At 70.6% G+C, this 26,099-nt stretch carries 24 protein-coding genes; 20 read left to right on the top strand and 4 right to left on the bottom strand.

All coding sequences use genetic code 11. From position 1 onward, the window contains the following. Positions 1–9 precede the first annotated feature (9 nt). The 9 genes from J2X63_RS15580 (at position 10) to J2X63_RS15540 (ending at position 9,302) form a co-directional block, all read left to right on the top strand. Complete coding sequence (locus J2X63_RS15580) at positions 10–540, top strand: DUF1697 domain-containing protein (RefSeq protein WP_309978884.1); 531 nt, start codon at positions 10–12, stop codon at positions 538–540. Positions 541–644: 104 nt separating this feature from the next. Then, entirely contained in the window at positions 645–1,403 is a 759-nt protein-coding gene (locus J2X63_RS15575; protein WP_309978882.1) for a YebC/PmpR family DNA-binding transcriptional regulator, read from the top strand. A gap of 10 nt (positions 1,404–1,413) precedes the next feature. Further along, positions 1,414–2,022, top strand: a complete 609-nt coding sequence (ruvC, locus tag J2X63_RS15570) for a crossover junction endodeoxyribonuclease RuvC (protein ID WP_309978880.1) — start codon at positions 1,414–1,416, stop codon at positions 2,020–2,022. After that, on the top strand, positions 2,019–2,639 hold the full coding sequence (gene ruvA / locus J2X63_RS15565; protein WP_309978877.1) for a Holliday junction branch migration protein RuvA: 621 nt from the start codon (positions 2,019–2,021) through the stop codon (positions 2,637–2,639). The genes ruvC and ruvA overlap by 4 nt, the downstream gene beginning before the upstream one ends. A gap of 41 nt (positions 2,640–2,680) precedes the next feature. Next, positions 2,681–3,703, top strand: coding sequence for a Holliday junction branch migration DNA helicase RuvB (gene ruvB / locus J2X63_RS15560; protein ID WP_309980163.1), 1,023 nt, complete (start codon positions 2,681–2,683; stop codon positions 3,701–3,703). A 72-nt stretch (positions 3,704–3,775) separates the two neighbouring features. Beyond that, entirely contained in the window at positions 3,776–4,162 is a 387-nt protein-coding gene (gene yajC, locus J2X63_RS15555) for a preprotein translocase subunit YajC (protein WP_309978875.1), read from the top strand. Positions 4,163–4,342: 180 nt separating this feature from the next. Next, a complete protein-coding gene (gene secD / locus J2X63_RS15550; RefSeq protein ID WP_309980161.1) occupies positions 4,343–5,959 on the top strand; it encodes a protein translocase subunit SecD in 1,617 nt (538 codons plus the stop codon). Further along, complete coding sequence (gene secF / locus J2X63_RS15545) at positions 5,959–6,978, top strand: protein translocase subunit SecF (RefSeq protein ID WP_309978872.1); 1,020 nt, start codon at positions 5,959–5,961, stop codon at positions 6,976–6,978. Before secD ends, secF begins: the two co-directional genes overlap by 1 nt. Positions 6,979–7,049: 71 nt before the next feature. Next, on the top strand, positions 7,050–9,302 hold the full coding sequence (locus J2X63_RS15540) for a bifunctional (p)ppGpp synthetase/guanosine-3',5'-bis(diphosphate) 3'-pyrophosphohydrolase (RefSeq protein ID WP_309978868.1): 2,253 nt from the start codon (positions 7,050–7,052) through the stop codon (positions 9,300–9,302). On the opposite strand, the gene J2X63_RS15535 is transcribed toward J2X63_RS15540, so the two are convergent. The 3 genes from J2X63_RS15535 to J2X63_RS15525 form a co-directional block, all read right to left on the bottom strand. Next, on the bottom strand, positions 9,281–9,901 hold the full coding sequence (locus tag J2X63_RS15535) for a hypothetical protein (protein WP_309978866.1): 621 nt from the start codon (positions 9,899–9,901) through the stop codon (positions 9,281–9,283). The genes J2X63_RS15540 and J2X63_RS15535 overlap by 22 nt on opposite strands. A gap of 107 nt (positions 9,902–10,008) precedes the next feature. Next, positions 10,009–11,241 (bottom strand): DUF349 domain-containing protein, encoded by a 1,233-nt coding sequence (locus J2X63_RS15530; protein ID WP_309978863.1) that lies wholly within the window; start codon positions 11,239–11,241, stop codon positions 10,009–10,011. A 111-nt stretch (positions 11,242–11,352) separates the two neighbouring features. Beyond that, entirely contained in the window at positions 11,353–12,144 is a 792-nt protein-coding gene (locus tag J2X63_RS15525) for a peptidylprolyl isomerase (protein WP_309978860.1), read from the bottom strand. 136 nt (positions 12,145–12,280) lie between these two features. Between J2X63_RS15525 and J2X63_RS15520 the strand changes: the two genes are divergently transcribed. From J2X63_RS15520 to aroB, 10 genes are all read left to right on the top strand, one after another. Then, positions 12,281–13,702, top strand: a complete 1,422-nt coding sequence (locus tag J2X63_RS15520; RefSeq protein WP_309978857.1) for a replication-associated recombination protein A — start codon at positions 12,281–12,283, stop codon at positions 13,700–13,702. Positions 13,703–13,896: 194 nt separating this feature from the next. Then, positions 13,897–14,520, top strand: a complete 624-nt coding sequence (gene rpsD, locus J2X63_RS15515; protein ID WP_159605795.1) for a 30S ribosomal protein S4 — start codon at positions 13,897–13,899, stop codon at positions 14,518–14,520. Between the two features lie 88 nt (positions 14,521–14,608). Beyond that, positions 14,609–14,860 carry a hypothetical protein gene (locus J2X63_RS15510; protein WP_309978853.1) on the top strand — a complete coding sequence of 84 codons (252 nt, stop codon included), beginning with the start codon at positions 14,609–14,611 and terminating at the stop codon, positions 14,858–14,860. A 52-nt stretch (positions 14,861–14,912) separates the two neighbouring features. Further along, entirely contained in the window at positions 14,913–17,570 is a 2,658-nt protein-coding gene (alaS, locus tag J2X63_RS15505) for an alanine--tRNA ligase (RefSeq protein ID WP_309978851.1), read from the top strand. Positions 17,571–17,573: 3 nt separating this feature from the next. Then, positions 17,574–18,050, top strand: coding sequence for a Holliday junction resolvase RuvX (gene ruvX, locus J2X63_RS15500; RefSeq protein WP_309978850.1), 477 nt, complete (start codon positions 17,574–17,576; stop codon positions 18,048–18,050). Further along, on the top strand, positions 18,047–19,420 hold the full coding sequence (mltG, locus tag J2X63_RS15495) for an endolytic transglycosylase MltG (RefSeq protein ID WP_309978849.1): 1,374 nt from the start codon (positions 18,047–18,049) through the stop codon (positions 19,418–19,420). The genes ruvX and mltG overlap by 4 nt, the downstream gene beginning before the upstream one ends. After that, positions 19,413–20,264, top strand: coding sequence for a shikimate dehydrogenase (locus J2X63_RS15490; RefSeq protein WP_309978848.1), 852 nt, complete (start codon positions 19,413–19,415; stop codon positions 20,262–20,264). The genes mltG and J2X63_RS15490 overlap by 8 nt, the downstream gene beginning before the upstream one ends. Before the next feature lie 23 nt (positions 20,265–20,287). Beyond that, on the top strand, positions 20,288–21,508 hold the full coding sequence (gene aroC, locus J2X63_RS15485) for a chorismate synthase (RefSeq protein ID WP_309978846.1): 1,221 nt from the start codon (positions 20,288–20,290) through the stop codon (positions 21,506–21,508). Further along, on the top strand, positions 21,501–22,019 hold the full coding sequence (locus tag J2X63_RS15480; protein ID WP_309978844.1) for a shikimate kinase: 519 nt from the start codon (positions 21,501–21,503) through the stop codon (positions 22,017–22,019). The genes aroC and J2X63_RS15480 overlap by 8 nt, the downstream gene beginning before the upstream one ends. Beyond that, positions 22,016–23,101, top strand: a complete 1,086-nt coding sequence (gene aroB, locus J2X63_RS15475; RefSeq protein WP_309978842.1) for a 3-dehydroquinate synthase — start codon at positions 22,016–22,018, stop codon at positions 23,099–23,101. Before J2X63_RS15480 ends, aroB begins: the two co-directional genes overlap by 4 nt. 64 nt (positions 23,102–23,165) lie before the next feature. Here aroB and J2X63_RS15470 read toward each other — a convergent pair whose 3' ends face one another. Further along, positions 23,166–25,421, bottom strand: a complete 2,256-nt coding sequence (locus J2X63_RS15470; RefSeq protein WP_309978840.1) for an esterase-like activity of phytase family protein — start codon at positions 25,419–25,421, stop codon at positions 23,166–23,168. A gap of 182 nt (positions 25,422–25,603) precedes the next feature. Between J2X63_RS15470 and J2X63_RS15465 the strand changes: the two genes are divergently transcribed. Continuing rightward, positions 25,604–26,044, top strand: a complete 441-nt coding sequence (locus tag J2X63_RS15465; RefSeq protein ID WP_309978838.1) for a type II 3-dehydroquinate dehydratase — start codon at positions 25,604–25,606, stop codon at positions 26,042–26,044. Positions 26,045–26,099 lie beyond the last annotated feature (55 nt).

Genomic DNA, 26,099 nt, shown 5'->3' with positions numbered 1-26,099 from the left:
GGTCGCGTCATGACCCACTACATCGCCCTGCTCCGAGGCGTGAACGTCGGCGGCATCACGGTGAAGTCCGCCGAGCTGCGCGACCTCTTCGCCGAGCTCGGGTTCGAGGGCGTGCGGACCGTGCTCGCAAGCGGGAACGTCGTCTTCGAGGCGCCATCGCGCGACGCCCGAGCCGCGGTGAAGTCGCGCATCGAGCAGGGGCTGCGCGACCGGTTCGGCTATGACGCGTGGATCGTGCTGATCACCCGGGCCGAGCTCGAGCGCGCCATCGACGCGTTCCCCTTCGACGCCGACGATGCGAAGCGCCAGCCATGGGTGATCTTCGCCGCCGAACCAGCCGTCGCCGCCGAGCTCATGGCCTTCGCCGACCAGGCGGATCCCGACGTCGACCCCCTCGCCGCGGGCGACGGCGTCGTCTACTGGAACCCGGTCAAGGGCACCACCGTCGACACCCCGTTCGCCAAGCTGCTGTCGAAGGCGACGTACAAGCCCGTCACGACGAACCGCAACCTTCGCACGCTCCGCAAGATCCTCGGCTGAAGCCCGTCGCCGCGGCATCCGCCCGTCGACCGGATGCCGCCCGGCTGCTGCCATACAATGGTTCGTCGGCGGATGCACCCGCCGCGAAGCGATTCAGGAGCATCATGTCCGGGCATTCCAAGTGGGCGACGACCAAGCACAAGAAGGCCGTCATCGACCAGCGACGGGCGAAGTCGTTCGCCAAGCTCATCAAGAACATCGAGGTCGCGGCCAAGATGGGCGGTGCCGACCTCTCGGGCAACCCGACGCTGGTCGACGCCGTGCAGAAGGCGAAGAAGACGTCGGTGCCCAACGACAACATCGATCGCGCCATCAAGCGCGGCGCTGGGCTCACCGGTGAGTCGATCGAGTACACGACGATCATGTACGAGGGCTACGGCCCCAACGGGGTGGCCCTGCTCATCGAGTGCCTCACCGACAACAAGAACCGCGCGGCCGCCGAGGTGCGCACGCTCATGAGCCGCAACGGCGGCACCATGGCCGACCCGGGCAGCGTCGCCTACAACTTCGCGCGCAAGGGCGTGATCGTCGTCCCCTCCGAGGGCACCACCGAGGACGACGTCCTCGCCGCGGTGCTCGACGCCGGCGCCGAGGAGGTCAACGACGAGGGCGACACCTTCGAGGTGATCACCGAGGCGTCCGACATGGTCGCGGCCCGCACCGCCCTCCAGGAGGCCGGCATCGACTACGACTCGGCGGATGCCGCGTTCGTGCCGAACCTCAAGGTCGAGGTCGACGCCGACACGGCGCGCAAGGTGTTCCGGCTCATCGACGCGCTGGAGGACAGCGACGACGTGCAGAACATCTACAGCAACTTCGACCTCTCGGCCGAGGTGCAGGCCGAGCTCGAAGCCGAGGACTAGGCCGATCGCCGTGCGCGTGCTGGGCATCGACCCGGGCCTCACGCGCTGCGGCGTGGGCGTGGTCGACGTCGAGCCCAACCGCACCGCACGACTCGTCGACGTGGTCGTGCTGCGTTCGCCGGCCGACCTCGACACCCCGAGGCGCCTCGCCCGCATCGCCGACGGCCTCGAGGCGATCCTCGAGGAGCACCGGCCGCAGGCCGTCGCGCTCGAGCGCGTGTTCGCACGCAGCGACGTGTCGACGATCATGGGCACCGCGCAGATCTCCGGCGTGGCGATGCTGATCGCGGCCCGGCGGGCGTTGCCCGTGGCGCTGCACACGCCGAGCGAGGTCAAGGCCGCCATCACGGGCTACGGCCGCGCCGACAAGGCGCAGGTCGGCGCCATGGTGGCCCGCATCCTCGGACTCGACGAGGTCCCGAAGCCGGCGGATGCCGCGGACGCGCTGGCCCTCGCGATCTGCCACGCCTGGCGCACCGGTGGAGTCGCGGGCGCGGCCGTGCTGGACGCCGCCGCGCCGCCCGCTCCGGGCACGACGCTCACTCCGGCCCAGCGGGCATGGATCGCCGCCGAGCGTTCCGCCGCGGTGTCGGGGGCGGCCCGTAGGGTGAAGGAGTGATCTCCTCTCTCCGCGGCCCCGTCCTGACGGCGGCCGGCAGTTCGGTCGTGATCGAGGTCGGCGGGGTCGGATTCCACGTCAACACGACGCCCGCGTTCGCCCTCGCCTGCCGCGAGGGGCATGAGGCCTCGGTGCACACGAGCCTCGTGGTGCGGGAGGACGCGCTGACCCTCTTCGGGTTCGCCTCCCGCGACGAACTCGACGTGTTCGAGCTGCTGCTCGGTGTCACGGGCGTCGGCCCGAAGTCGGCCCTCGGCGTGCTCTCCGCCCTCTCACCCGACCAGGTGGCCGCGGCGGTGCAGGGCGACGACGACGCCGTCTTCCGCAAGGTCAGCGGCATCGGCCCGAAGACGGCGAAGCTCATCACGCTCTCCCTCGCCGGCAAGCTCGTGGCACGGCCCTCCGGGCCTTCCGCGGCGCCCGTCGTCACCGGCGGGGTCGCCGAGAGCGTGCTCGCCGCGCTGACCGGGCTCGGCTGGTCCGAGCGGGTCGCCGCCGAGGCGGTCGACGAGACGATGGCCACGGCATCCGAGGCCGAGGCCGGCTCCGTCCCGTCCGTGCTCCGCCTCACCCTCGCTCGGCTCGGCCCGGCGCAGCACGCGGGACGGGCGCGGTGACCGCGAACGGCGTCGACGACGGCGACCTCGTCGGAGTCGACCTGACCGACCCGGTCCTCGCGTCCGAGGCCGAGCTCGCCTTCGAGGGCGCCCTGCGTCCCCGGAGCCTCGCCGAGTTCGTGGGCCAGACGCGCGTGCGGGGCCAGCTCCAGCTCCTCCTGACCGCGGCCACCCTGCAGCAGCGCACGCCCGATCACATCCTGCTCGCCGGGCCTCCGGGGCTCGGCAAGACGACGCTCGCCATGATCGTCGCCCACGAGGGTGGGCGGCCACTGCGCATGTCGAGCGGCCCCGCCATCCAGCACGCCGGCGACCTCGCGGCCATCTTGAGCTCGCTGGTGCCGGGCGAGGTGCTCTTCATCGACGAGATCCACCGCATGGCGCGTTCGGCCGAGGAGATGCTCTACCTCGCCATGGAGGACTTCCGCATCGACATCATGGTCGGCAAGGGAGCCGGTGCCACGTCGGTTCCGCTCGACCTCGCGCCCTTCACGCTCGTCGGTGCGACCACGCGGGCGGGCCTCCTGCCCAACCCGCTGCGCGACCGCTTCGGGTTCACGGCGCACCTGGAGTTCTACGACGAGGCCGAGCTCGAGCAGGTGCTCGCCCGAGCCGCGTCGCTGCTCGGCCTGGCGATCGACCGCGAGGCGATCGCCGAGATCGCGGGCCGGTGCCGCGGCACCCCTCGCATCGCCAACCGCCTGCTGCGCCGCGTCCGCGACTTCGCGCTCGTGCATGGCGGCGACGCGGACGTCACGGCGGTGCGCGCCGCCCTCGACCTCTACGACGTCGACGCACTCGGCCTCGACCGTCTCGACCGCGCGGTCATGATGATCATCCTGACGCGGTTCGGCGGTGGGCCCGTCGGACTCAACACGCTCGCCGTCTCGGTGGGCGAGGAGTCCGAGACGATCGAGGCCGTGGTGGAGCCGTTCCTGGTGCGCATCGGGCTCATCACACGTACGCCGCGCGGCCGGGTCGCGACCCCATCGGCGTGGCGGCATTTCGGGCTGGCACCGGGCGCTCCCCAGGGCGCAGCCACCCTCCCGATCGATGACCTATAATCCTTTGAGGCTTGGTCCTCAACGCCGTCGACTCCGTGCGGCCCGCCGCACACCGGAAGGTTCCCTCCCCTCATGACGTTCGATCCGTTCACTATCATCATGCTCGCCGTCCTGGCGGTGCTGATCTTCTTCATGTTCCGCAACTCGCGCAAGCGGCAGGCCGATGCGCGGGAGCTGCAGTCGAAGGTCACGGCGGGCGCGAAGGTGATGACCAACTTCGGCGTCTACGGCACCATCCTCTCGATCGACGAAGACGAGAACCAGGTCCTCCTCGAGACCTCGCCCGGCACCGTGCTGACCGTCCACCGCCAGACGATCGCCCGCGTCGTCGAGCCGGCAGCGGTCGCTCCCGTCACCGAGGTCGGCGGCTCCGGACTCGAGGGCCAGCCGGAGTTCGGTGAGCGCGTCGACGACGTGACCACCGACGAGACGCCCGACACCAAGAAGTCGGACGACTAAGACTCCCGAACCAAGCTCGGTCCGCGCGCTGTCGCGCGGGCTCTTGCAGAGAAAGCAGAACCTGTGGCTGCACCATCCAAGCGGTCATCCCGGCCGACCCCCGTTCGCAAGGCCTGGAGATCGCTCACCTGGCTCGGCGTGATCATCGTCGGGCTGTTCGCGATCAACGCGGCCGGCGTGATGTGGGGCGGAGGGTCCTGGACCCCCAAGCTCGCGCTCGACCTCGAGGGCGGCACGCAGATCATCCTCGAGCCCAAGGTCGAGTCGGGCGCCTCCGTCTCGCAGGAGCAGCTCGACCAAGCGGTCTCGATCATCCGCCAGCGTGTCGACGCGTCGGGTGTCGCCGAGGCCGAGATCAACACCGAGGGGTCGAACGTCGTCGTCCGCATCCCGGGTGAGCTCGACGAGCAGACCCGCGACCGCATCGAGTCCTCGGCCAAGCTCGAGCTGCGCGCCGTGCTGCTCGCGGATGCCGCCACGGACCAGGCGATCGACTCGACCGAGTCCCCGGCCCCGACCGAACCGGCCGAGGAGCTCGAGTCCACCCCTACCACCGAGCCGACGGACGGCAGCGACCCGGCGTGGGTCACCCCGGCGCTCCAGGACCAGTTCGACAACTTCGACTGCTCGAGCCTCGACGACGCCGCGGCGAACGTCGCTCCGGCCGACGAACCGCTCGTCACCTGCGACGTCAGCCGAACGGCGAAGTACCTGCTCGGTCCGGTCGAGGCGAGTGGCGAGAACATCGTCAACGCGACCAACGGCATGGTCACCACGCAGACTGGTGCCAGCACCGGCCAGTGGGCGGTGAACATCCAGTTCGACCAGAAGGGCACCGAGGACTTCGGCGCGGTCAGCACCCGTCTCTTCGGGCTGCAGGGTCAGTCGCCGCGCGACCAGTTCGCGTTCGTCCTCGACGGCGCCGTGCTCACGGCTCCCCAGATGAACGGCGCCATCACCGATGGTCGCCCGCAGATCACGGGGAGCTTCACGCAGGAGTCGTCCAAGTCGCTCGCCGACCAGCTGAAGTTCGGCGCCCTGCCGCTGAGCTTCACCGTGCAGTCCTCCGACACGATCTCGGCGACGCTCGGCACCTCGCAGCTGCAGTCGGGTCTCATCGCGGGGCTCATCGGCCTCATCCTGGTCGTCATCTACACGCTGTTCCAGTACCGGGCGCTCGGCTCGGTGACCATCGCGTCCCTGGCGATCGTCGGCCTGATCACCTACCTGGCGATCACGATCCTGTCGTGGCGTGAGGGGTACCGCCTCTCGCTCGCGGGCATCGCGGGCCTCATCGTCGCGATCGGATTCACGGCGGACTCGTTCATCGTGTACTTCGAACGCGTCCGCGACGAATTGCGCGACGGCCGCCCGCTCGTCGGCGCCGTCGAGGCGGGCTGGAAGCGCGCCTTCCGCACGATCCTCGCGTCGAAGGGCGTCAACCTGCTCGCGGCCGTGGTGCTGTTCGTCCTCGCCGTCGGCAGCGTGAAGGGCTTCGCCTACACCCTCGGCCTCACGACGATCATCGACGTCCTGGTCGTGATCCTGTTCACCCACCCGATGCTGCAGCTGCTCGCGCAGACCCGGTTCTTCTCCAGCGGCAATCCGTGGTCGGGCCTCGACCCGAACGCGCTCGGGGCGGTCTACCGGGGCCGTGCGGAGTTCCGCAAGCCCGTCGCCGTGCCCGCGGGCAAGGTCGCCTCGAGCGCACGAGAGGCGCAGAAGCGCCAGACCATCGCAGAACGCAAGGCCACCGCAGGCGTCGGCAGCGGCTCGAGCGAAGGCAAGGAGTCCTGATGGCCAACCGGCTCACCACATTCGGCAATGACCTCTACACGGGCAAGCGCTCGTTCAACTTCGTCGGCGGTCGCAAGAAGTGGTACGCCATCGCCGGCGTGCTGATCATCCTCACGGTGCTGATCCCGGTGCTCCGCGGCGTCAACTTCAGCATCGAGTTCCGCGGCGGATCGCAGTTCCAGATCGCCGGCATCGAGAACGCCGAGCCGCAGCCGGCCATCGATGCCGTGGCTTCCGTCGTCCCCGACGCCGATGCGCATGTGACGATCGTCGGCGGCACGGGCGTGCGCGTCCAGACCGACCAGCTCGAGCAGGCCGACTCGCTCGCCGTCGCCAACGCCCTGGCCGAGGCCTACGACGTCCCGGTGTCCGAGGTGACGTCGTCGTTCATCGGTCCGAGCTGGGGTGCGGATGTCACGCGGCAGGCGCTCCTCGGCCTCGGCGCGTTCCTGCTCCTCGCCGGCATCATCATGGCCCTGTACTTCCGCACCTGGAAGATGTCGCTCGCGGCCATCCTCGCCCTGATCGGCGACCTCATCGTCACCGTCGGGCTCTATGCGGCGGTCGGCTTCGAGATCAGCCCGGCGGCCACCATCGGCATCCTGACGATCCTGAGCTACTCGCTGTACGACACCGTCGTGGTGTTCGACAAGATCCGCGAGAACACGACCGAAGACGGACAGGAGTCCCGTCGCACGTTCGCGGAGTCGGTGAACCTCGCGGTGAACCAGACCCTGGTGCGCTCGATCAACACGAGCGTGGTGGCCGCGCTTCCGGTCGCGGCGATCCTCTTCATCGGCGCCGGCGTGCTCGGTGCGGACACCCTGCGTGACATCTCGCTCGCCCTGCTCATCGGCATCCTCGTCGGCACCTGGTCGACCGTGTTCATCGCCGCGCCGCTGTATTCGCAGCTGCGCGAGGGCGAGCCGGCGATCCGCCGACACGACCAGAAGGTGCTGAAGGAGCGCGAGCGCGCAGCGGCCGTCGTCCGCGACGCCGAGGCGCTGCCCACGGCCTGACGTTCGCCTCAGGCGAGAGTGGCACGGAAGACCTCGCGGAGCGGCGATAATTGAGTTCTGGAGGTGCGCGCATGACCGAAGCGGGAGTCAACTCGACCGCTTCGCTGCGCCGCCTGGTTCCTCGGATCTTCTCGAAGGCGCAGCCGTCGGGTGCGGTCGAGACCCTCATGCGCACGGTGCGGATGCACCATCCGAAGGCTGATCTGGGCCTGATCGAGCGGGCGTACACCGTCGCCGAGCGCGCCCACGAGGGGCAGAAGCGCAAGAGCGGCGAGCCGTACATCACCCATCCGATCGCGGTCGCGCAGATCCTCGCCGACCTCGGCATCGGCTCGAAGACGGTCGCCGCGGCACTGCTGCACGACACGGTCGAAGACACGGCGTACACGCTCGACCAGGTCCGCGCCGACTTCGGTGACGAGATCGCGATGCTCGTCGACGGGGTCACCAAGCTCGACAAGGTCAAGTACGGCGACTCGACCCAGGCCGAGACCGTTCGCAAGATGATCGTCGCGATGTCGAAGGACATCCGGGTCCTCATCATCAAGCTGGCCGACCGGCTCCACAACGCCCGCACGTGGGGGTTCGTGCCGGCCGCGTCCGCCGCGCGCAAGGCCACCGAGACGCTCGAGATCTACGCGCCGTTGGCACATCGGCTCGGCATCCAGGCGATCAAGTGGGAGCTCGAGGACCTCTCGTTCGCCGTGCTCTACCCGAAGCTCTACGCCGAGATCGAGAGCCTCGTGCGCCAGCGCACTCCGCAGCGCGAGGAGTTCGTGCAGAACGTCATCGACCTCGTCGGCGAAGACCTCAAGGCCTCCAAGATCCGCGGCAAGGTCATGGGCCGGCCCAAGCAGTACTACTCGATCTACCAGAAGATGATCGTGCGCGGACGCGACTTCGATGAGATCTACGACCTCGTCGGCATCCGGGTGCTCGTGAACTCGGTGCGCGACTGCTATGCGGTCCTGGGCTCCATCCACGCTCGGTGGACGCCGCTGCCCGGCCGGTTCAAGGACTACATCGCCACGCCCAAGTTCAACCTCTACCAGTCGCTGCACACGACCGTCATCGGTCCCAAGGGCCGTGCGGTCGAGATCCAGATCCGCACCCACGACATGCACCAGCGCGCGGAGTACGGTGTCGCGGCGCACTGGAAGTACAAGGAGCGGATGAACTCGGGGCGCACCACCGACGCCCAGAACGCCAACGACACCGACATGGCGTGGCTCGCGCACATCTCCGACTGGCAGGCCGAGACGGCCGATCCGGGGGAGTTCCTCGACTCGCTCCGCTTCGAGATCGGCGCGAAGGAGGTCTACGTCTTCACGCCGAAGGGTCGGGTGATCGGGCTCCCGTCGGGTGCGACCCCCGTGGACTTCGCCTACGCGGTGCACACCGAGGTGGGGCACCGCACCATGGGCGCGAAGGTCAACGGCCGCCTCGTGCCGCTCGAGAGCGAGCTCTCCAGCGGCGACGTCGTCGAGGTGTTCACGTCGAAGAACCCGGACTCCGGTCCGAGCAAGGACTGGCTGACCTTCGTCAAGAGCCCTCGCGCCCGCAACAAGATCCGCCAGTGGTTCACCAAGGAGCGCCGCGACGAGGCCATCGAGCAGGGCCGCGACGCGATCGCCCGCGCGATGCGCAAGCAGAACCTCCCGCTCCAGAAGCTCATGAGCCAGGAGTCGTTCGCCGAGGTGGCCGCCCAGCTGCGGTACGACGATGTCTCCTCGCTGTACGCAGCGGTCGGAGAGGGACACGTCTCGACGCAGTCGGTGCTCGAGAAGGTCGTCGCCCTCGTGCGCGACGTCGACGAGGGGGATGAGCCCGACCTGCCCATCCCGGTGCGGTCGCGCCCACTGCCGCGGAACTCCGACTCCGGCGTGCTGGTGCGCGGGGCGCCCGACATCCTCGTGAAGCTCGCGCGCTGCTGCACGCCGGTGCCGGGCGACGAGATCGTCGGCTTCATCACCCGCGGCTCGGGCGTCTCGGTGCACCAGGCCAACTGCCACAACGTGCAGTCCCTCATGAATGAGCCCGAGCGCATGATCGACGTGGAATGGGCGCCGAGTTCCAAGAGCCTCTTCCTCGTGCAGATCCAGATCGAGGCGCTCGACCGGGCCGGCCTGCTGTCGGACGTCACCCGTGTGCTCTCCGAGCACCACGTGAACATCCTGTCGGCCAACGTGTCCACCTCGACCGATCGGCTCGCGCTCAGCCGGTTCGTGTTCGAGATGGGTGACACGACCCACCTCGACCGGGTCCTCAACGCGGTCCGTCGCATCGATGCCGTGTACGACGTCTATCGCGTGAGCGACGGCTGACCCACCGGAGCACCGGCTGAGACCGGTCGGACGCCAGCAGCGGACGCTGCAAGGCAGGCCTCGACGCGGCCGAGACGCCCCAGCGCGGCTGAGCGGTAGGGCATCCGGACCGCCGCCTGGAGCTTCGCGGCCAGCTCGTCGAGTTGCGCCTGGCGTGTCTTGAAGAGGGCCGCGGTGACCTCGACGGACGCGTCGTCGTCGAGGCCCGCGTCGCGGAGCAGGTCGAAGCCGGTGCGCACGACCGACGTGCACCGCACGCCACCGAGTCGGATGACCTCACCGTCGTCGATGCGGACCTCGCGGACCGTGGCCCGTCGCTCGGCGAGCACCGCGATGCGCGCGCTCAGGGGCACGCAGAACTGGGCGATCGAGGGCGGAACGTCGATGGCCCCGTGGACCCAGGCGGCTGAGAGGCGCTCGATGATCAGCGCACGGGGAACACGCAAGGCGAGGGCGGCCGCTCGAAACTCGGGCAGGTCGGGCTCATCGACCGGTGCCCATCCGTCGTCGATCGCGAACAGCTCGCCGTCGAGCCGAGCGGCGCACAGCTCGGCGAGGGGCAGATGATCGGTGCCGAGCACCGCGGGAAGCCTGGCCATGACGCCCATGCTGCGGCATCCGGCACCGCGCGATCGACCAGGACCGTCATCTGTGGAGAACGCGCGCCCCGATCGGGGACGCGCGTTCGAGTCGTTCGGTGGTCAGCTCAGCCGCCGACGGCCTTCAGCCACGCGCGACGGGCGTCGAGTGCCTCCCTGGCCGAGGCGATCGCCCGCTCGTCGCCGGCCGACTCGGCTGCCGCGAGCTCGGCCTCGAGCTTCGCGATGGCGTCCTGGAGCTGGCCCAGCATGCCCTCGGAGCGCGCCTTCTTCTCGGGGTCCTCGCGCTGCCAGCGCTCGTCCTCGAGGGAGCGCACGTGATTCTCGACCTTGCGCAGCCGATCCTCGATGGGGCGCACCTGGTCGCGGGGCACGCGGCCGAGGTCATCCCAGCTGCGCTGGATGCGGTTGAGGGCGGCGCGAGCGGCCTTGGGGTCGGACTCCGTGAGGAGCTTCTCGGCCTCCTCGAGGAGCGCCAGCTTCTCGGTGAGGTTCGCCCGGTAGGACTCGTCCTCCTGGGCGTCGACCTCCGCCTTGGCCTGGAAGAGCACGTCGCCTGCGGCCTTGAACTTGGCCCAGAGCGCGTCGTCGACCTTCTTGCCCGCTCGTCCGGCGAGCTTCCACTCGTCGAGGAGGGAACGGTAGTCGGCGACGGCGTCGGCCCCGCGCGGAGCCAGTGCCTCTGCGCGCTCGATGAGCTGCTGCTTTCTCGTGCGAACATCGCGGTGGGCGGCGTCGAGCTCGGCGAAGAACGCCTTGCGGTGCTGCTCGATGATCGAGCGCGCGGCACGGAACCGCTTCCACAGCTCGTTCGCCTCGTTCTTGGGCAGGCGGGGTCCGTCCTGCTGGTGGCGCTGCCAGCTCGCGAAGAGCCCGTCGAGCTCGGCGGTCGCCTGCTTCCACTGCGTCTTCGCGGGATCCTGGGCGGCGAGCGCCTCGGCCTGCTCGACGATGCGGGTGCGCTCGGCGATCGCCTCGCCGAGCGCGGCCTTCGCCTCGGCCTGCTGCTGCTCGGTCAGCTCCTTCGTGGTGCCCGAGAGCGCCTCGAGTCGCCGCGACAGGGACTCGAGATCGCCGACGGCATGGGCGTCGGCGACCGAGCTGCGGAGGTTCGTGACCGCCTTGGCGACGTCGGCCGCAGGCGCGCCCCGCCGGACCCGCTGCTCGAGCAGTCCGACCTGGCCGGCGAGATCGGCGTACTTGCGCTCGAAGTAGGCGAGCGCCTCCTCGGGTGTCGCGTCGGGGTACTGTCCGACCTCTCGCTCACCGTCGCTGGTGCGCACGAAGACGGTGCCCGTCTCGTCGACGCGGCCCCACGGTTGCTGCTCTGAATCGGTCACGGCCTCACCCTGTCGTGGTCGGATGCCGCCCACTGGGCGGCGATGACGGCATCAAGCCTATTGCACCGCTCGAGGGCGGTGCCGTGCACCGCGCGTCGGCGGCGCCCCACGTCACTGGATCGTGAACCCGGTGATCGTCACGGGCACCGCGGGCGTGCCGTCGGTGCCGCCGTCGGCGGTGCCGGCGTCGGTGACGCCCGCCTTGAGCTGGTCGAGCCCGCTCGTGACCTGGCCGACGACGGTGTACCCGCCGGCCTCGTCGGGCGTGAGCGTGGTGTCTTCATAGACGATGAAGAACTGGCTGCCCTGGCTGTACCCGTTCTGCTGCTGGCGCGCCATCGCGATGGTACCGGCGGGGTAGACGCCGTCGGCCGGGGCGTTCTCGACGGGACCGTAGCTGTACCCGGGGCCGCCGGTGCCGTCGCCCGCGGGGTCGCCGCACTGCAGCACCCAGATGTTCTCACGCGTCAGGCGGTGGCAGCTGGTGCCGTCGTAGAAGCCCGACTGGATCAGGCTGATCTCGCTGGAGACGGCCTGGGGTGCCGCGGCGCCATCGAGCTCGACGCCGAGCGGGATGTCGTTGAGGGTGAGGGTGCCCGTCCACGTGCGACCCTCGGCGAGGTCGGCCGAGGGGACGTCGCCCTGGTTCTCGCCGGCCGGCGCGGTCGCCTCGGGGGTCGGCGTCGCCGTGGGCGTCGGCGCGGCGGCCGGCGCCCCCGGTCCGCCGCTGAAGTAGAACAGCTGGGCGGCGGTGGCGAGCGTGAGCACCACCACGAGCGCGATCACGGCGATGACGTTGTCCCTCGTGCGGCGGCGCTGCTTGCGGACGTGCACTTCCTGGCGGGCCTGGTACGTGCGGAGGCGCGCACGTTCCTCACGCGCCTGACGGTCGTTCGATGCCACGCATGCTCCTTCTCGGGACTCCTGCGAGCCGACTCTACGCACCCGCCGCGGTCGGCACCAATCGCTGCGTTCGATGCGGTCCGCCGCCCGCCGGGCGCCGCCCTCGCTGTCGGATGCCGCGGCTACGCTTGAGGGCATGGTGGACTCCAGCCCGGGGCTGCGCTCCGGCGCGACGCCGCTCGCCGTGCGCATGCGGCCGACGAGCCTCGACGAGGTGGCGGGGCAGCGCCACCTGCTCACGCCCGGCTCGCCGCTCGTGGCCCTCGCCGGGGACCGCACGGGGGAGTCCGGCTCGGTCTCGGTGATCCTGTGGGGTCCGCCCGGCACGGGCAAGACCACGCTCGCGCAGGCCATCGCCCGCTCGTCGGGGCGCAAGTTCGTCGAGCTCTCCGCGGTCACGGCCGGCGTGCGCGACGTGCGACAGGTCATGGAGGAGGCGCGGGCGAGCCGCGACCTCTACGGCCTCTCCACGGTGCTCTTCCTCGACGAGATCCACCGCTTCACCAAGGCGCAGCAGGACGCGCTGCTGCCCGGCGTCGAGAACGGCTGGGTCATCCTCGTGGCAGCGACGACCGAGAACCCGTCGTTCTCCGTCATCTCGCCGCTGCTGTCGCGGTCGCTCCTGCTGACGCTCGAACTGCTGACCGATGACGACCTCGGCGTGCTTGTCGACCGAGCCGTCGCCGATCCGCGTGGCCTCGCGGGCGCCGTCGAGCTCGACCCCGAGGCGCGCGCGGCGATCATCCGGCTGGCCTCGGGCGACGCGCGCCGTGCGCTCACCGCCCTCGAGGCGGCATCCGTCGCGGCCGCGCAGATGACCACGACCGCGGGCGATGGCGATCCCGATGCCGTCGACGTCACCGACGCAGACGGCGACGTCGACGACCCCGAGGCAGCGGATGCCGCGACGCCGACCAAGCCGCTGATCACGGCCGACGTCGTGGCTCGCGCCGTCGACCGTGCACTGCTCCGCTACGACCGCAACGGCGACGAGCACTACGACGTCATCAGCGCCTTCATCAAGTCCGTCCGGGGCAGCGACGTCGACGCGGCGCTGCACTACCTCGCGCGCATGATCGAGGCCGGCGAGGATCCCCGGTTCATCGCCCGCCGCATCATCGTGCTCGCCTCGGAGGACATCGGCATGGCCGACCCCACTGCGCTCGGCGTGGCCGTGTCGGCGGCCGACGCCGTGCAGTACATCGGCATGCCAGAGGGGCGGATCCCGCTCGCGCAGGCCGTGGTGCACCTCGCGACCGCGCCGAAGTCGAATGCCGCCTACCTCGGCATCGACCGCGCGATCGCCGACGTGCGCGAGGGTCGCGCCGGGCGCGTCCCCAAGCACCTCCGCGACGCCCATTACCCCGGGGCGAAGCGACTCGGCCACGGCAAGGGCTACGTCTATCCGCATGACGACGCGATCGGCGTCGTGCAGCAGGAGTACCTGCCCGCAGAACTGCGCGGCGCCACCTACTACCAGCCGACCGAGCACGGAAACGAGCGCGAGGTGTCGGCACGGCTGGCGAAGCTGCGCCGCATCGTGCGCGGCGAACGCTGACGTCGGGCCTCCGAGGCCGGGCGTGATAGCATATCCCTCGGCCTGAAGCCAGATTCCCGAGCGCGGCTGCGAGGGAGTCACCGGCGAACGGGTGCGATCTGTAGCCGATCCACCCTTGGCGAATCCCTCTGACACAGACTTCCGGCGCACGAACGCGCCGCGAGTTCACTTGAGATTCTTCCGAAAGGACATTCGTGTCGAACCAGTCACGCAGCAAGACCCGCCTCTCCCGTGCGCTCGGCGTCGCCCTCACCCCGAAGGCCGCCAAGTACATGGAGAAGCGCCCCTACGCACCCGGTGAGCACGGACGCACCAAGCGCAAGCAGGACTCCGACTACGCCGTGCGCCTCCGCGAGAAGCAGCGTCTCCGCGCCCAGTACGGCATCCGCGAGAAGCAGCTCCGCATCGCGTTCAACGAGGCTCGCCGCACCGACGGCCTGACCGGTGAGAACCTGGTCGAGCTGCTCGAGATGCGCCTCGACGCCCTCGTGCTCCGCGCCGGCTTCGCCCGCACCATCGCGCAGGCCCGCCAGTTCGTCGTGCACCGTCACATCCTCGTCGACGGCCAGATCGTCGACCGCCCCTCGTTCCGCGTGAAGCCGGGCCAGACCATCGGCGTCAAGCAGCGCTCCGAGGGCACCGAGCCCTTCCAGGTCGCCGCGGCCGGCGGTCACGTCGACGTGCTCCCCAAGCTCCCCGGCTACCTCGAGGTCGAGCTCGACACGCTCCAGGCCCAGCTCCTGCGTCGCCCCAAGCGCGCCGAGGTGCCCGTGACCTGTGACGTCCAGCTCGTCGTCGAGTACTACGCCGCTCGCTGAGCAGCTTGCATTCGGACCGGGGGTCGCGGGGGTTTCCCGCGGCCCCCGTTCCGTCTCCCGGGGCATCCGACCGCACTAGAATGTCAGGATGCGTGCCGGGCGGGACTCGCGCGGCGAGATCGGTCAGAGGGAGCACTTCGTGAAGAGCATCGTGTGGTTCGCCGTCGGCGTCGCTGCGGGCTTCGTGGCCGCCCACCAGGTCAACCAGACCGCACAGGGCCGCGAGTTCTTCTCGTCGGTCGACGCCAAGGCCAGGGCCTTCGGCAAGGCGATCGCCGAGGGCTACCACGAGCGCGATGCCGAGCTGCGCGCCGCGGGCGACGCGCCCGCCGCACGCTGATCCGGCTCCTCGACTCAGCGCGGCCGCACGGCCGCTGAACCAGAACGGAACCATGCAGACTGCAGACATCCGCCAGCGCTGGCTGGACTTCTTCGCCGCGCGCGGCCACACGGTCGTGCCCTCGGCGTCACTCGTGTCCGACGATCCCACGCTGCTGTTCACCGTCGCCGGCATGGTGCCGTTCGTGCCGTACCTCACCGGCCTGGTGCCCTCGCCCTATCCGCGCGCCACGAGCGTGCAGAAGTGCATCCGCACGAACGACATCGAGGAAGTCGGCAAGACGCCCCGCCACGGCACGTTCTTCCAGATGAACGGCAACTTCTCGTTCGGCGACTACTTCAAGGAGGGCGCCATCAGCATGGCGTGGGAGCTGCTCACCACGCCCGAGGCCGACGGCGGCTACGGCTTCGCCCCGGAAGACCTCTGGGTCACCGTCTACAAGGACGACGACGAGGCCATCGAGCTCTGGAAGAAGGTCGCGGGGCTCCCCGAGGAGCGGATCCAGCGCCTCGACAAGGACACGAACTACTGGCACACCGGGCAGCCCGGCCCCGCCGGACCGTGCTCCGAGATCTTCTTCGACCGCGGCCCCGCGTACGGCATCGACGGCGGTCCGGCGACCGACGACGACCGCTACGTCGAGATCTGGAATCTCGTCTTCATGCAGTACCTCATCGACGACGTGAAGTCGAAGACCGACTTCCGCATCGTCCGTGAGCTGCCGAAGAAGAACATCGACACCGGCATGGGCCTCGAGCGCGTCGCCTTCATCAAGCAGGGCGTCGAGAACATGTACGAGATCGACCAGGTCCGCCCGGTGCTCGATCGTGCCGCGGAGCTGTCGGGTCGCGCGTATGGCGCCGACCACGAGGACGACGTCCGCATGCGGGTCATCGCCGACCACATCCGCTCGTCGCTCATGCTCATGAGCGACGGGGTGAGCCCGTCGAACGAGGGTCGCGGCTACATCCTGCGCCGACTGCTGCGCCGCAGCATCCGTGCGATGCGACTGCTCGGCGTCGAGGGCCCGACGTTCCGTGAGCTGTTCGCGGCGTCGCGGGACGCGATGAAGGCGGCGTATCCCGAGGTCGCGCGCGACTACGCGCACATCGAGCAGCTCGCGCTCGGCGAGGAGGAGACCTTCCTGCGCACGCTGGCGGCGGGCACCTCGATCCTCGACGTGGCCGTCGCCTCGACGAAGCAGTCGGGCCGGGCGGAGCTCGCGGGCGACACTGCCTTCCTGCTGCACGACACGTATGGGTTCCCGATCGAGCTCACGCTCGAGATGGCCGACGAGGCGGGCCTCGCGGTCGACCGGGTCGCCTTCGACGAGCTCATGACGGCGCAGCGCACCCGGGCGAAGGCCGACGCGAAGTCCAAGAAGAAGGTGCTCGCCGACCTCTCGGTGTACGGCGAGTTCCGCGCCAAGGGCGAGACGATCTTCACCGGGTACACCGAGCTGACCACGGAGTCCACGGTGCTCGGCCTCCTCGTCGACGGGCGGCCCGTGCCGGTCGCGACCGCAGGGCAGACCGCCGAGGTCATCCTGGGCGAGACGTCCCTCTACGCGGAGTCCGGCGGTCAGGCACCCGACCAGGGCCGCATCGTCGGCGACGGCTACGAGCTCGAGGTCCTCGACGTGCAGAAGCCGGTCAAGGGCCTCATCAGCCACACGGTGAAGGTCACCTCCGGCGAGGTCGGCGTGGGCGTGCCCGCGACCACGCTCGTCGACGAGGACTACCGCCGCGGCGCGACGCAGGCGCACTCGGGCACGCACCTCGTGCACGCCGCGCTCCGTCAGGTCCTCGGGCCGAACGCCCACCAGTCCGGTTCCTACAACAAGGCGGGCTACCTGCGCCTCGACTACGGCTGGAACTCGGCGCTGTCTTCTGAGACGCGCAGCGAGATCGAGGAGATCTCCAACAACGCCATCCGCGACAACCTGCAGGTCGTCACCCGCGAGATGCCGCTCGACGAGGCGAAGAGCCTCGGGGCGATGGCACTGTTCGGTGAGAAGTACGGCGACGTCGTGCGCGTCGTCGACATCGGTGGGCCGTGGTCGAGGGAGCTCTGCGCGGGCACCCACGTGTCCACGAGCTCCGAGGTCGGCATGATCAACATCGTCGGCGAGTCGTCCGTCGGCGCCTCGAACCGGCGCGTCGAGTCGCTCGTCGGCATGGACGCGTTCCGCCGGTTCGCGGCCGAGCGCGCGCTCGTGTCCGAGCTCACCGCCAACCTGAAGACGCGCCCCGAACAGCTCGTCGACCGGGTGGGCGAGCTCGTCGCGAGCCTCAAGGCAGCCGAGAAGCGCATCGCCCAGTTCGAGGCGAAGGCGCTCGGCGACCGCGTCCCGGCCCTCGCGGCCAACGCGGTGCGGTCCGGCGACGTCCTCGTCGTGGCCGAGCACGTGGGGCAGCTCGGCTCGGGCGACGAGGTGCGGTCGCTCGCGACCGCCGTGCGCGGGAGGCTCGGCGACGCGGCATCCGTGGTGGCACTCACGGCCGAGGTCGGTGGCAAGCCGGTCGCGATCGTCGCCACCTCGCCCGCAGCCCGCGAGGCGGGGGCGAACGCGGGCGCGCTCGCGAAGGCGATGGCCGCGGTGCTCGGCGGCGGTGGCGGTGGCAAGCCCGACCTCGCGCAGGGCGGCGGCAGCGACGTGTCGGCGATCCCCGCCGCGCTCGACGCCGTGCGACGCGAGCTCGCCAGGTAGACCATGCGCCAGGGAGCGAGGCTCGGCATCGACGTCGGGCGGGCGCGCATCGGCGTCGCGCGGTGCGACGCGGGCGGTCTGCTGGCGGTGCCGGTCGAGACGGTCCCGCGCGCCGCTGACGGCGATGCCGACGTGCGCCGGATCCTCGAGCTGGCCGAGGAATTCGGCGCCATCGAGCTCGTGGTCGGCAATCCGCTCTCGCTCTCGGGCGCGGCGACGGCGTCGACCGACGATGCGATCGGCTTCGCCGGGCGTCTCGCCGCGGGCGGCGTCCCTGTACGACTGGTGGATGAGCGGCTCTCGACGGTGAGCGCCCAGCAGGCCCTGCGAGCCACTGGGAAGTCGAGCCGCAGCCAGCGTCCCATCGTCGACCAAGTCGCAGCCGTTATCATTCTGCAACACGCCATCGACGCCGAGCGGGCCTCGGGTTCCGAGCCCGGACGCCTGCTCACGACAGACGAAGGGTCGTCCCCCCTGTGACCCAGTTCCCCTCGGAGCCGCACGGATCCTCGACGGATCGCGCCGCGGTCGACTGGCATGCGCTGCTCGCCGGCGACGTCGACCCGACGCGCCCCCAGCTGGGCTCCGCGGGGGAGCCGCCCTCGCCCGAGCACATCGCGGCCGCGCCCGACCGTCCCATGACCCGTCGGGAAGCGCGCGAGGCCGAGCAGCGTCGCGCCGCCGCGACGGAGCCCGAGGTGCTCGCGCCCGCCAAGCCGTCGCGCGCGGAGCGCCGCGCCGTGGCATCCGACTACGAGGTGCACGAGCCCGAGCACCCGAGGCGCCGCGGCCCATGGGGATGCCTCGTGGGACTCGTCATCGTGGCCGCGCTCGTCGCGGGCGCCGTCTTCTTCCTGCAGGGGCCCATCAACGCCCTGATCGAGCGGTTCACACCCGCTGCCGACTACACGGGCGCCGGAACCGGCGAGGTCGTCTTCATGATCCACGACGGCGAGACCGGCTCCGACATCGCCGAGAACCTCGTCGACGAGGGCGTGACCGCGTCCTACGACGCCTTCTACGACCTGCTCCTCGAGCAGTCGCCCGAGCCCGAGTTCCACCCGGGCGCCTACCAGCTGGCCGAGCAGATGAGCGCGCAGGCGGCCCTGGATGCGCTGACCGACCCCGCCAACAAGCTGGAGAACACCTTCGTCATCCCAGAGGGCACGGCGCTGCCCGACGTGCTCGTCGCGATCGCGGAGGGAACCGGCATCCCGATCGAGGAACTCCAGGCCGCGGCGGCGGAGCCGCCCGCGAACTACGGGCTGCCCGTGGAGGCCACCAACCTCGAGGGCTTCCTCTTCCCGGCGACGTACACGCTCGATCCCGGCATCGACGCCCATGGTGTGCTGCAGACGCTCGTCGACCGCCAGTTCGAGGCGCTCGACGCCGCCGGCGTGCCCGCCGACCAGCGCTGGAGGACGATCGTGCTGGCCTCGATCGTGCAGCGCGAGGCGGGATCGAACACCGAGGACTTCCCGAAGGTCGCCCGCGTGTTCCAGAACCGCCTCGACCAGGGCATGAATCTCGAATCGGATGCCACGGTCGCCTATGGCACTGGCAACACGCACACCGTGTGGACGACCGACGCCGAGCGCGCCGACGCCTCCAACCGCTACAACACCTACGCGAACCCCGGACTGCCGATCGGGCCGATCGGCAATCCCGGCGACGTCGCCATCAACGCGGCGATCCACCCCGCCGAGGGCACCTGGCTCTTCTTCGTCCCGGTGAACCTCGCCACGGGCGAGACGGTGTTCTCGACGACCGTCGAGGAGCACGAGGCGGCGGTCGCGCAGCTGCAGGAGTGGTGCGCCGCCAGCGAGGAGAACGCGGCCTACTGTGAGTGACCCCGGCGCAGGTGGCGCGCCGCGCGCGGCTCGGCTGGCCGTCCTGGGGTCGCCGATCTCGCACTCGAGGAGCCCGGCCCTTCACCGAGCGGCGTATGCCAGGCTCGGCCTGGACTGGGAGTACACCGCCGTCGAGATGGACGGCGCCGGGCTGGCCGGGTTCCTCGACACGCGGGATGCCGCGTGGCGCGGGCTGTCGCTCACGATGCCGCTCAAGCAGGACGTGCTGCCGCTGCTCGACGACCTCGACGAGATCGCACGGCTGACGAACGCGGCGAACACCGTGCTGCTCGCCGATGGGCTGCGACGGGGGTTCAACACGGATGTCGGCGGCATCGTTCGCGCGCTCCGGGAGGCCGGTTGCGACCGCGCGGGGCACGGTGTGCTGCTCGGCGGGGGAGCGACCGCGGCATCGGCCCTCGCCGCCATGGCCGAGCTCGGCGCGCAGTCGGTGGAGGTGCTCCTGCGCCGGCCCGAGGCCGGCGCGGCGATCTCGGGCCTCGGGGCCGCCCTCGGCCTCCGTGTCGAGGTCCGGCCGATCGGCGACCTGCCCGCGATCGACGACGCCGACCTGGTCGTCAGCACCCTGCCCGGTGGTGCAGACCCCGGCGTGGCGGCATCCGTCCGGCTCAGGGAACGCACGCCGCTGTTCGACGTCGCGTACGCACCGTGGCCGACGACCCTCGCCTCGCAGTGGCTCGAGGCAGGCGGGACCGTGGTGCACGGGCTCGAGATGCTGCTGCACCAGGCGCTCCTGCAGGTGCGCATCTTCACGTCGGGGGATCCCCTCCGCGAGCTGCCCGATGAGGCCGCCGTCCTCGACGTCATGCGCCGTTCGCTCTGATCCGCCTGTGGAAGGATAGGAGCATGCTCCGTTGGCTCACCGCCGGAGAGTCGCACGGGCCTGAGCTCGTCGCGATCCTCGAGGGTCTTCCCGCCGGTATCCCCGTCTCGCTCGACGCAATCCGCGCCGACCTCGCGCGCCGCAAGCTCGGCTACGGCCGTGGTGCGCGCATGAAGTTCGAGCAGGACGAGCTCGAGATCTCGGGAGGCGTCCGCCACGGCGTGAGCCTCGGCAGCCCGGTCGCCCTGCGCATCGGCAACACCGAGTGGCCGAAGTGGCAGGAGGTGATGAGCCCCGAGCCCATCGACCCGGCGAAGCTCGGCCGCGGCCGCGGCGCACCCCTCACGCGTCCGCGCCCCGGCCACGCCGACCTCGTCGGCATGCAGAAGTACGGCTTCGACGAGGCCCGCCCGGTGCTCGAGCGTGCGAGTGCCCGCGAGACCGCCGCCCGCGTCGCGCTCGGCGCGGTCGCCCGGGGATTCCTGGCCGAGCTCGGCATCCGCCTCGTCGCGCACACCATCGCCATCGGCCCGGTGCGCGTGCCCGAGGACCGCCCCCTCCCGCTGCCCGGCGACGTCGACCGCCTCGATGCCGACCCGGTGCGCTGCTTCGACGAGGAGACCTCGGCGCGGATGGTGGCCGAGGTCGATGCGGCCCACAAGGACGGCGACACCCTCGGCGGCGTGGTCGAGGTGCTCGCCTACGGGGTGCCGCCCGGCCTCGGGTCGTACGTGCACTGGGACCGCCGGCTCGACGCGCAGCTCGCCGCGGCGCTCATGGGCATCCAGGCCATCAAGGGCGTCGAGGTGGGTGACGGCTTCACCACCACCACCCGTCGCGGCTCGGCCGCGCACGACGAGCTGCATCTCGCCGACGGGCGCATCGTGCGGGCGAGCGACCGTGCCGGCGGCACCGAGGGCGGCATGTCGACCGGAACGGTGCTGCGCGTCCGCGCCGGCATGAAGCCCATCGCGACGATCCCGCACGCCCTGCCGACCATCGACGTCGCCACGGGCGAGGCGGCTCCCGCCCACCATCAGCGGTCGGATGTCTGCGCCGTGCCGGCGGCGGGCGTCGTCGCCGAGGCGATGGTCGCGCTCACGCTCGCCAACGCCGTGCTCGAGAAGTTCGGCGGCGATTCCGTCGTCGAGACCCGTCGCAACCTCGATTCGTACCTCGCCGCCATCCCCGACGCGCTCCTCACCGAGATCGCCGACGCGGATGCCTCCCGCGACCGTGTCTGACGGCCCCCGGCTCGCGCTCCCCATCGTGCTCGTCGGCCCCATGGGAGCGGGCAAGTCGCGCGTCGGACAGCGGCTCGCGGCATCCGCCGACGCCCCGTTCGTCGACACCGACACCCGCATCACCGAGCGCTACGGACCGATCGACCAGATCTTCGAGCGCGAGGGCGAGGAGTACTTCCGCATCGTCGAGCGCGAGGTCGTCGCGGACGCGCTGCGGGAGGAGGCCGTGATCTCGCTCGGCGGGGGAGCGGTGCTGCATCCCGACACCCGTGACGACCTCGCCGGGCTGCCGGTGGTGTGGCTGAAGGTCACGGCCGAGGCGGTCGCGCCGCGGCTCGCGGGCGGGTCCCGTCCGCTCATCGCCGAGGGCGGCCTGGCCAGGTGGACGGCCATCATGGAGGAACGGGCACCGGTCTACGCCGCGCTCGCCGACCTCGAGATCGACACGTCGCGCCGCTCGGTCGCGCGCATCGTCGAGGACATCACCGAGCGGTTCGGAGGAGCACGATGACGGCAGGCGAGACGCGCACGGTGATCCCGGTCGGCGGGGAGTCGGGATATCAGGTCGTGGTCGGCCGCGGAGTGGCCGCCGAACTCGGCGAGGCGCTCGGGTCCGCGGTGCGCAAGGTGCTCATCGTGCACGCGCCGACCCTGGGCGCTCGGGCCGCCGCGCTGCGCGAGGAGCTCTCCGACCGCTTCGAGGTGCTGCTCGCCGAGGTGCCGGACGCGGAGGCGGGCAAGCGGGTCGAGGTCGCGGCGTTCTGCTGGCAGATCCTCGGACAGGCCGACTTCACGCGCAGTGACGCCGTGGTCGGGCTCGGCGGCGGCGCGATCACCGACCTCGCCGGTTTCGTCGCGGGCACCTGGCTCCGAGGCGTCCGCATCGTGCAGCTGCCGACGACGGTGCTCGGCATGGTCGACGCGGCCGTGGGAGGCAAGACCGGCATCAACACGAACGAGGGCAAGAACCTCGTCGGCGTCTTCCACGCCCCCGCCGCGGTGCTGTGCGACCTCGAGCTGCTCGACACCCTGCCGCGCAACGAGATCCTCGCCGGCTTCGCCGAGATCGTGAAGGCGGGGTTCATCCGCTATCCGGAGATCCTCGATCTCATCGAGGCCGATCCCGACCGGGCGACCGATCCGGCCTCGCCCGAGTTCCGCCGCGTCGTCGAGCTCGCGATTCACATGAAGGCCGAGGTCGTCTCCGAGGACTTCACCGAGCAGGGGCTCCGTGAGATCCTCAATTACGGCCACACCCTCGGCCACGCCGTCGAGCACGCCGAGCGCTACCAGTGGCGGCACGGTGCCGCGGTCTCCGTCGGCCTGGCGTTCGCCGCCGAACTCGGCCGCCTGTCGGGCCGGCTCTCGGATGACGTCGCAGACCGGCACAAGCGCGTGCTCGACCTGCTCGGACTGCCCACGAGCTATCCCGCCGGCCGCTGGAACACGCTCCTCGCGACGATGCAGCGCGACAAGAAGGCCCGCGCCGGCCAGCTCCGGTTCATCGTGCTCGACGACCTCGCCAAGCCGACGGTGATGCTGGCCCCCGACCAGTCGCTGCTGTTCGCGGCCTACCAGGAGATCGCCTCCTGAGATCGACCGGAACGGGGGGATGCCCGGTGGCATCCCCCCATTCCGTTTGGTCGATCGGTGCTGATCAGCCGGCGACCGCCGTCCCGATGTCGGGGTTGTCGCTGAAGAAGCCGTCGAGGTCGGCGTGGAGGAACACCTCCAGCTCGCCCGCGAGGTCGCCGATGCCGGCTGGATCGGCGCTGGAACGGAACTCGGCCGGCAGGAACGCGTTCTCGCGGCGGAAGGTCCAGGCGTGCACGTCGAGCCCCACCGCGTGGGCGTCGGCCACGAGGGTGGTCGGCGTCCCGAGCGCCCCCGTTGCGGTGCGCGGGATCACGAGGTTCTTCTCCACCCCGACGCCGTCGGCGTACGTCGCGATCTCGGCGAGCCCGGCAGCCGTGGCCAGGTCGGCGTAGGTGCGCGGGTCACCGCCCACCGTGAAGTCGTAGGGGCGACCGCTCGAGTTGAGGAGCTGGGCGAGCGGCACGTCGGTGGCGCCGTCGAGCTCCTCCAGGTTGGCCACCTCGAAGCTCTGCACGATCACGGGCGCGTCGGCGGAGTCGAGTCCGTTGCGGGAGAGCTCGGCGACGAGCGGCTCCTCGAGCGAGAGGCCGATCGAGTCGAAGTAGCTCGGGTGCTTCGTCTCGGGGTAGACGCCGACGGGCAGGCCGTCGCAGCTCACCGAATGCCGCGCGAGGTCGAGCACCTCATCGAGCGTGGGGATCGCGTACAGCCCGTTGAACGCGGCGTTCGCCGGGCGGACCTGCGGCAGGCGCTCGACCGCGCGCAGCGTCTTCAGCTCCGCGAGCGTGAAGTCCTCGGTGAACCACCCCGTGACCGAGACGCCGTCGATGACCTTCGTGGCCTTGCGGTCGGCGAACGCCGGGCGGGACGCGACATCCGTGGTGCCGCTGATCTCGTTCTCGTGGCGAGCGACGAGGACGCCGTCCTTCGTCGACACGACGTCGGGCTCGATGAAGTCGGCGCACTCGGTGATCGCCGTCTCATAGGCGGCGAGCGTGTGCTCAGGACGGTACCCGCTGGCGCCCCGGTGCGCCACGACGGTGACCTCGGAAGGCTGCACGCGTGTTCGGTCGAGGTCGATGACATCGAACTCGGTGTCGTCGGGCGTCCCGGTGATTCGTGCGTCGTTGCCCGGGTAGTTGTTGTCGTTCGCGATGAGGAGGTTGCCGTCCTTCAGCTGGACGACCGTCTCGAACGACTGCACCGGCAGGGAGAACGGGTCACCCGTACCGTAGCCGTCGCCGGCGCCGATGAGGTCCGGGTTCGCGATCCGCAGGGCGTCGAGCACGAGCGTCTTCTCGAGCTTGCCCTCGGCGTCGATGCGCTTGAGGTCGACCTGGTAGATGCGCTTGGTGACGGCCTGATCGCCCTCGAAGTCGTCGCGCTCGACGAGGAGCAGCACGCCGTTGCGCACGGTGAACGCGTCCCCGACGACGTTCGCGTCCTGGTCGGTCTCGTAGTTCCACGTCCGGCCCGTGTAGGCGCCGGTCTTCGTGTCGAACTCCAGCACCTCTCGGCGGCGCAGGTCGGGGTCGTCTGCATACGACCCCTCGACGACGGGGTACACGTAGCGCCCGTTCGCCGATCCCGCGAGCGCCTCGAAGCCGCGGCTCGCACGGACCCGCGGCGTCTCGCCGGGCTGGAGGTAGGGGTTCTGCGGCGACTTGGCGCCGTTCGGAAGCGAGAAGGGCTTCTCGAGCAGGGTGCCGTCGGCGTCGAAGTGCAGCAGGAACGGACCGAACTCCTCGCCGACCCAGAACGAGCCGTCCTTCGCGCGCACGACCGACTCGATGTCGAAGTCTGCGCCCGTGAGCAGGCGGTCGGGCGTCGCGTCGTTCACGATGGGGAAGTCGAGCACGTGGTCGGCGTCGTTGTAGGAGACGAAGCGCTCGACAGCGAGATCGCCGCTGCCGCCGGCGGCCGTCTGCCACGCCGGCCGGACGAGGTAGTTGCGGAGCAGGAAGTCGGCCGAGTTGGTCTTCGCGCCGAAGCCGTTGTCGGGCTGCGCCCAGAAGGTGCCGTCGCCGTTCTCGATGACCGCGGAGAACCCGGGGATGACCTGCCCGGCGAACGGTCCGGTTCGTCCGTTCACGGTGGTCGTGAGCGCGGCTCCGCTGGGGGGACCGGACTCGAGGTGGTCGGCTGACAGCGTCGCCCTGGCGACGAGCGTGGGCTCCACCTTCTTCACGGATGGGCCCTTCGGGGCGTCGTTCCCGGCGGCCATGGCGGGGGAGGGGAGCAGGATCGCGGCGGCCGTGACTGCGGCTGCGGCGATGGCGACGAGGCGCGTTCGTGCGCGGGTCGAATCTGTTGGCATGGGCCCGAGCCAACCGTTCGCAGGGCACGCCGCCGTGGCCATGAGGGGTACGCGCGCCGACCACTTCGTGAACCGGACGAGTGGCCCTCGAACGAGTGTCAATGCGTCGTCCACCGTGGGTTCACCCGGCCGCCGTCGGGGTCGCGCCTCGACGGCGGATGCCGCGTCGCTAGGCTGGCCCTGTGACCACCATCCTCGTCCTCAACGGACCGAACCTGGGGCGCCTCGGCACCCGCGAGCCCGAGGTGTACGGGAGCGAGACCCTCGCCGACATCGGCGCCGGCCTCGCGGCATCCGTGCCCGACGACGTCGAGATCGACCTGCGCCAGACCGACGACGAGGCCGAGCTCATCGGCTGGATCCACGAGGCGGTGGATCGACGACTGCCGGTCGTCCTCAACCCGGCGGCGTTCACGCACTACAGCTACGCGCTCCGCGATGCGGCCGCACAGCTGGCCCAGGCCGGGGTGCCGCTCGTGGAGGTGCACCTCTCGAACCCGCACTCGCGCGAGACGTTCCGGCACACGAGCGTCATCTCGGGCGTGGCCACGGGCGTCATCGCCGGGTTCGGTGCGGACTCCTACCGGCTGGCGATCGACTGGGTTCTGCGGTCGCGCGACTGAGTCGACTACACTCGATCAGTCGCACGCGAAATGCCGCGCGCCCTCTGACTTCCCT

This window comes from Agromyces sp. 3263, from assembly GCF_031456545.1.
In the GTDB taxonomy this organism is placed as follows: domain Bacteria; phylum Actinomycetota; class Actinomycetes; order Actinomycetales; family Microbacteriaceae; genus Agromyces.
The sequence above is the reverse complement of the archived record's forward strand: the minus strand, read 5'-3'. Positions and strand labels throughout refer to the sequence as shown.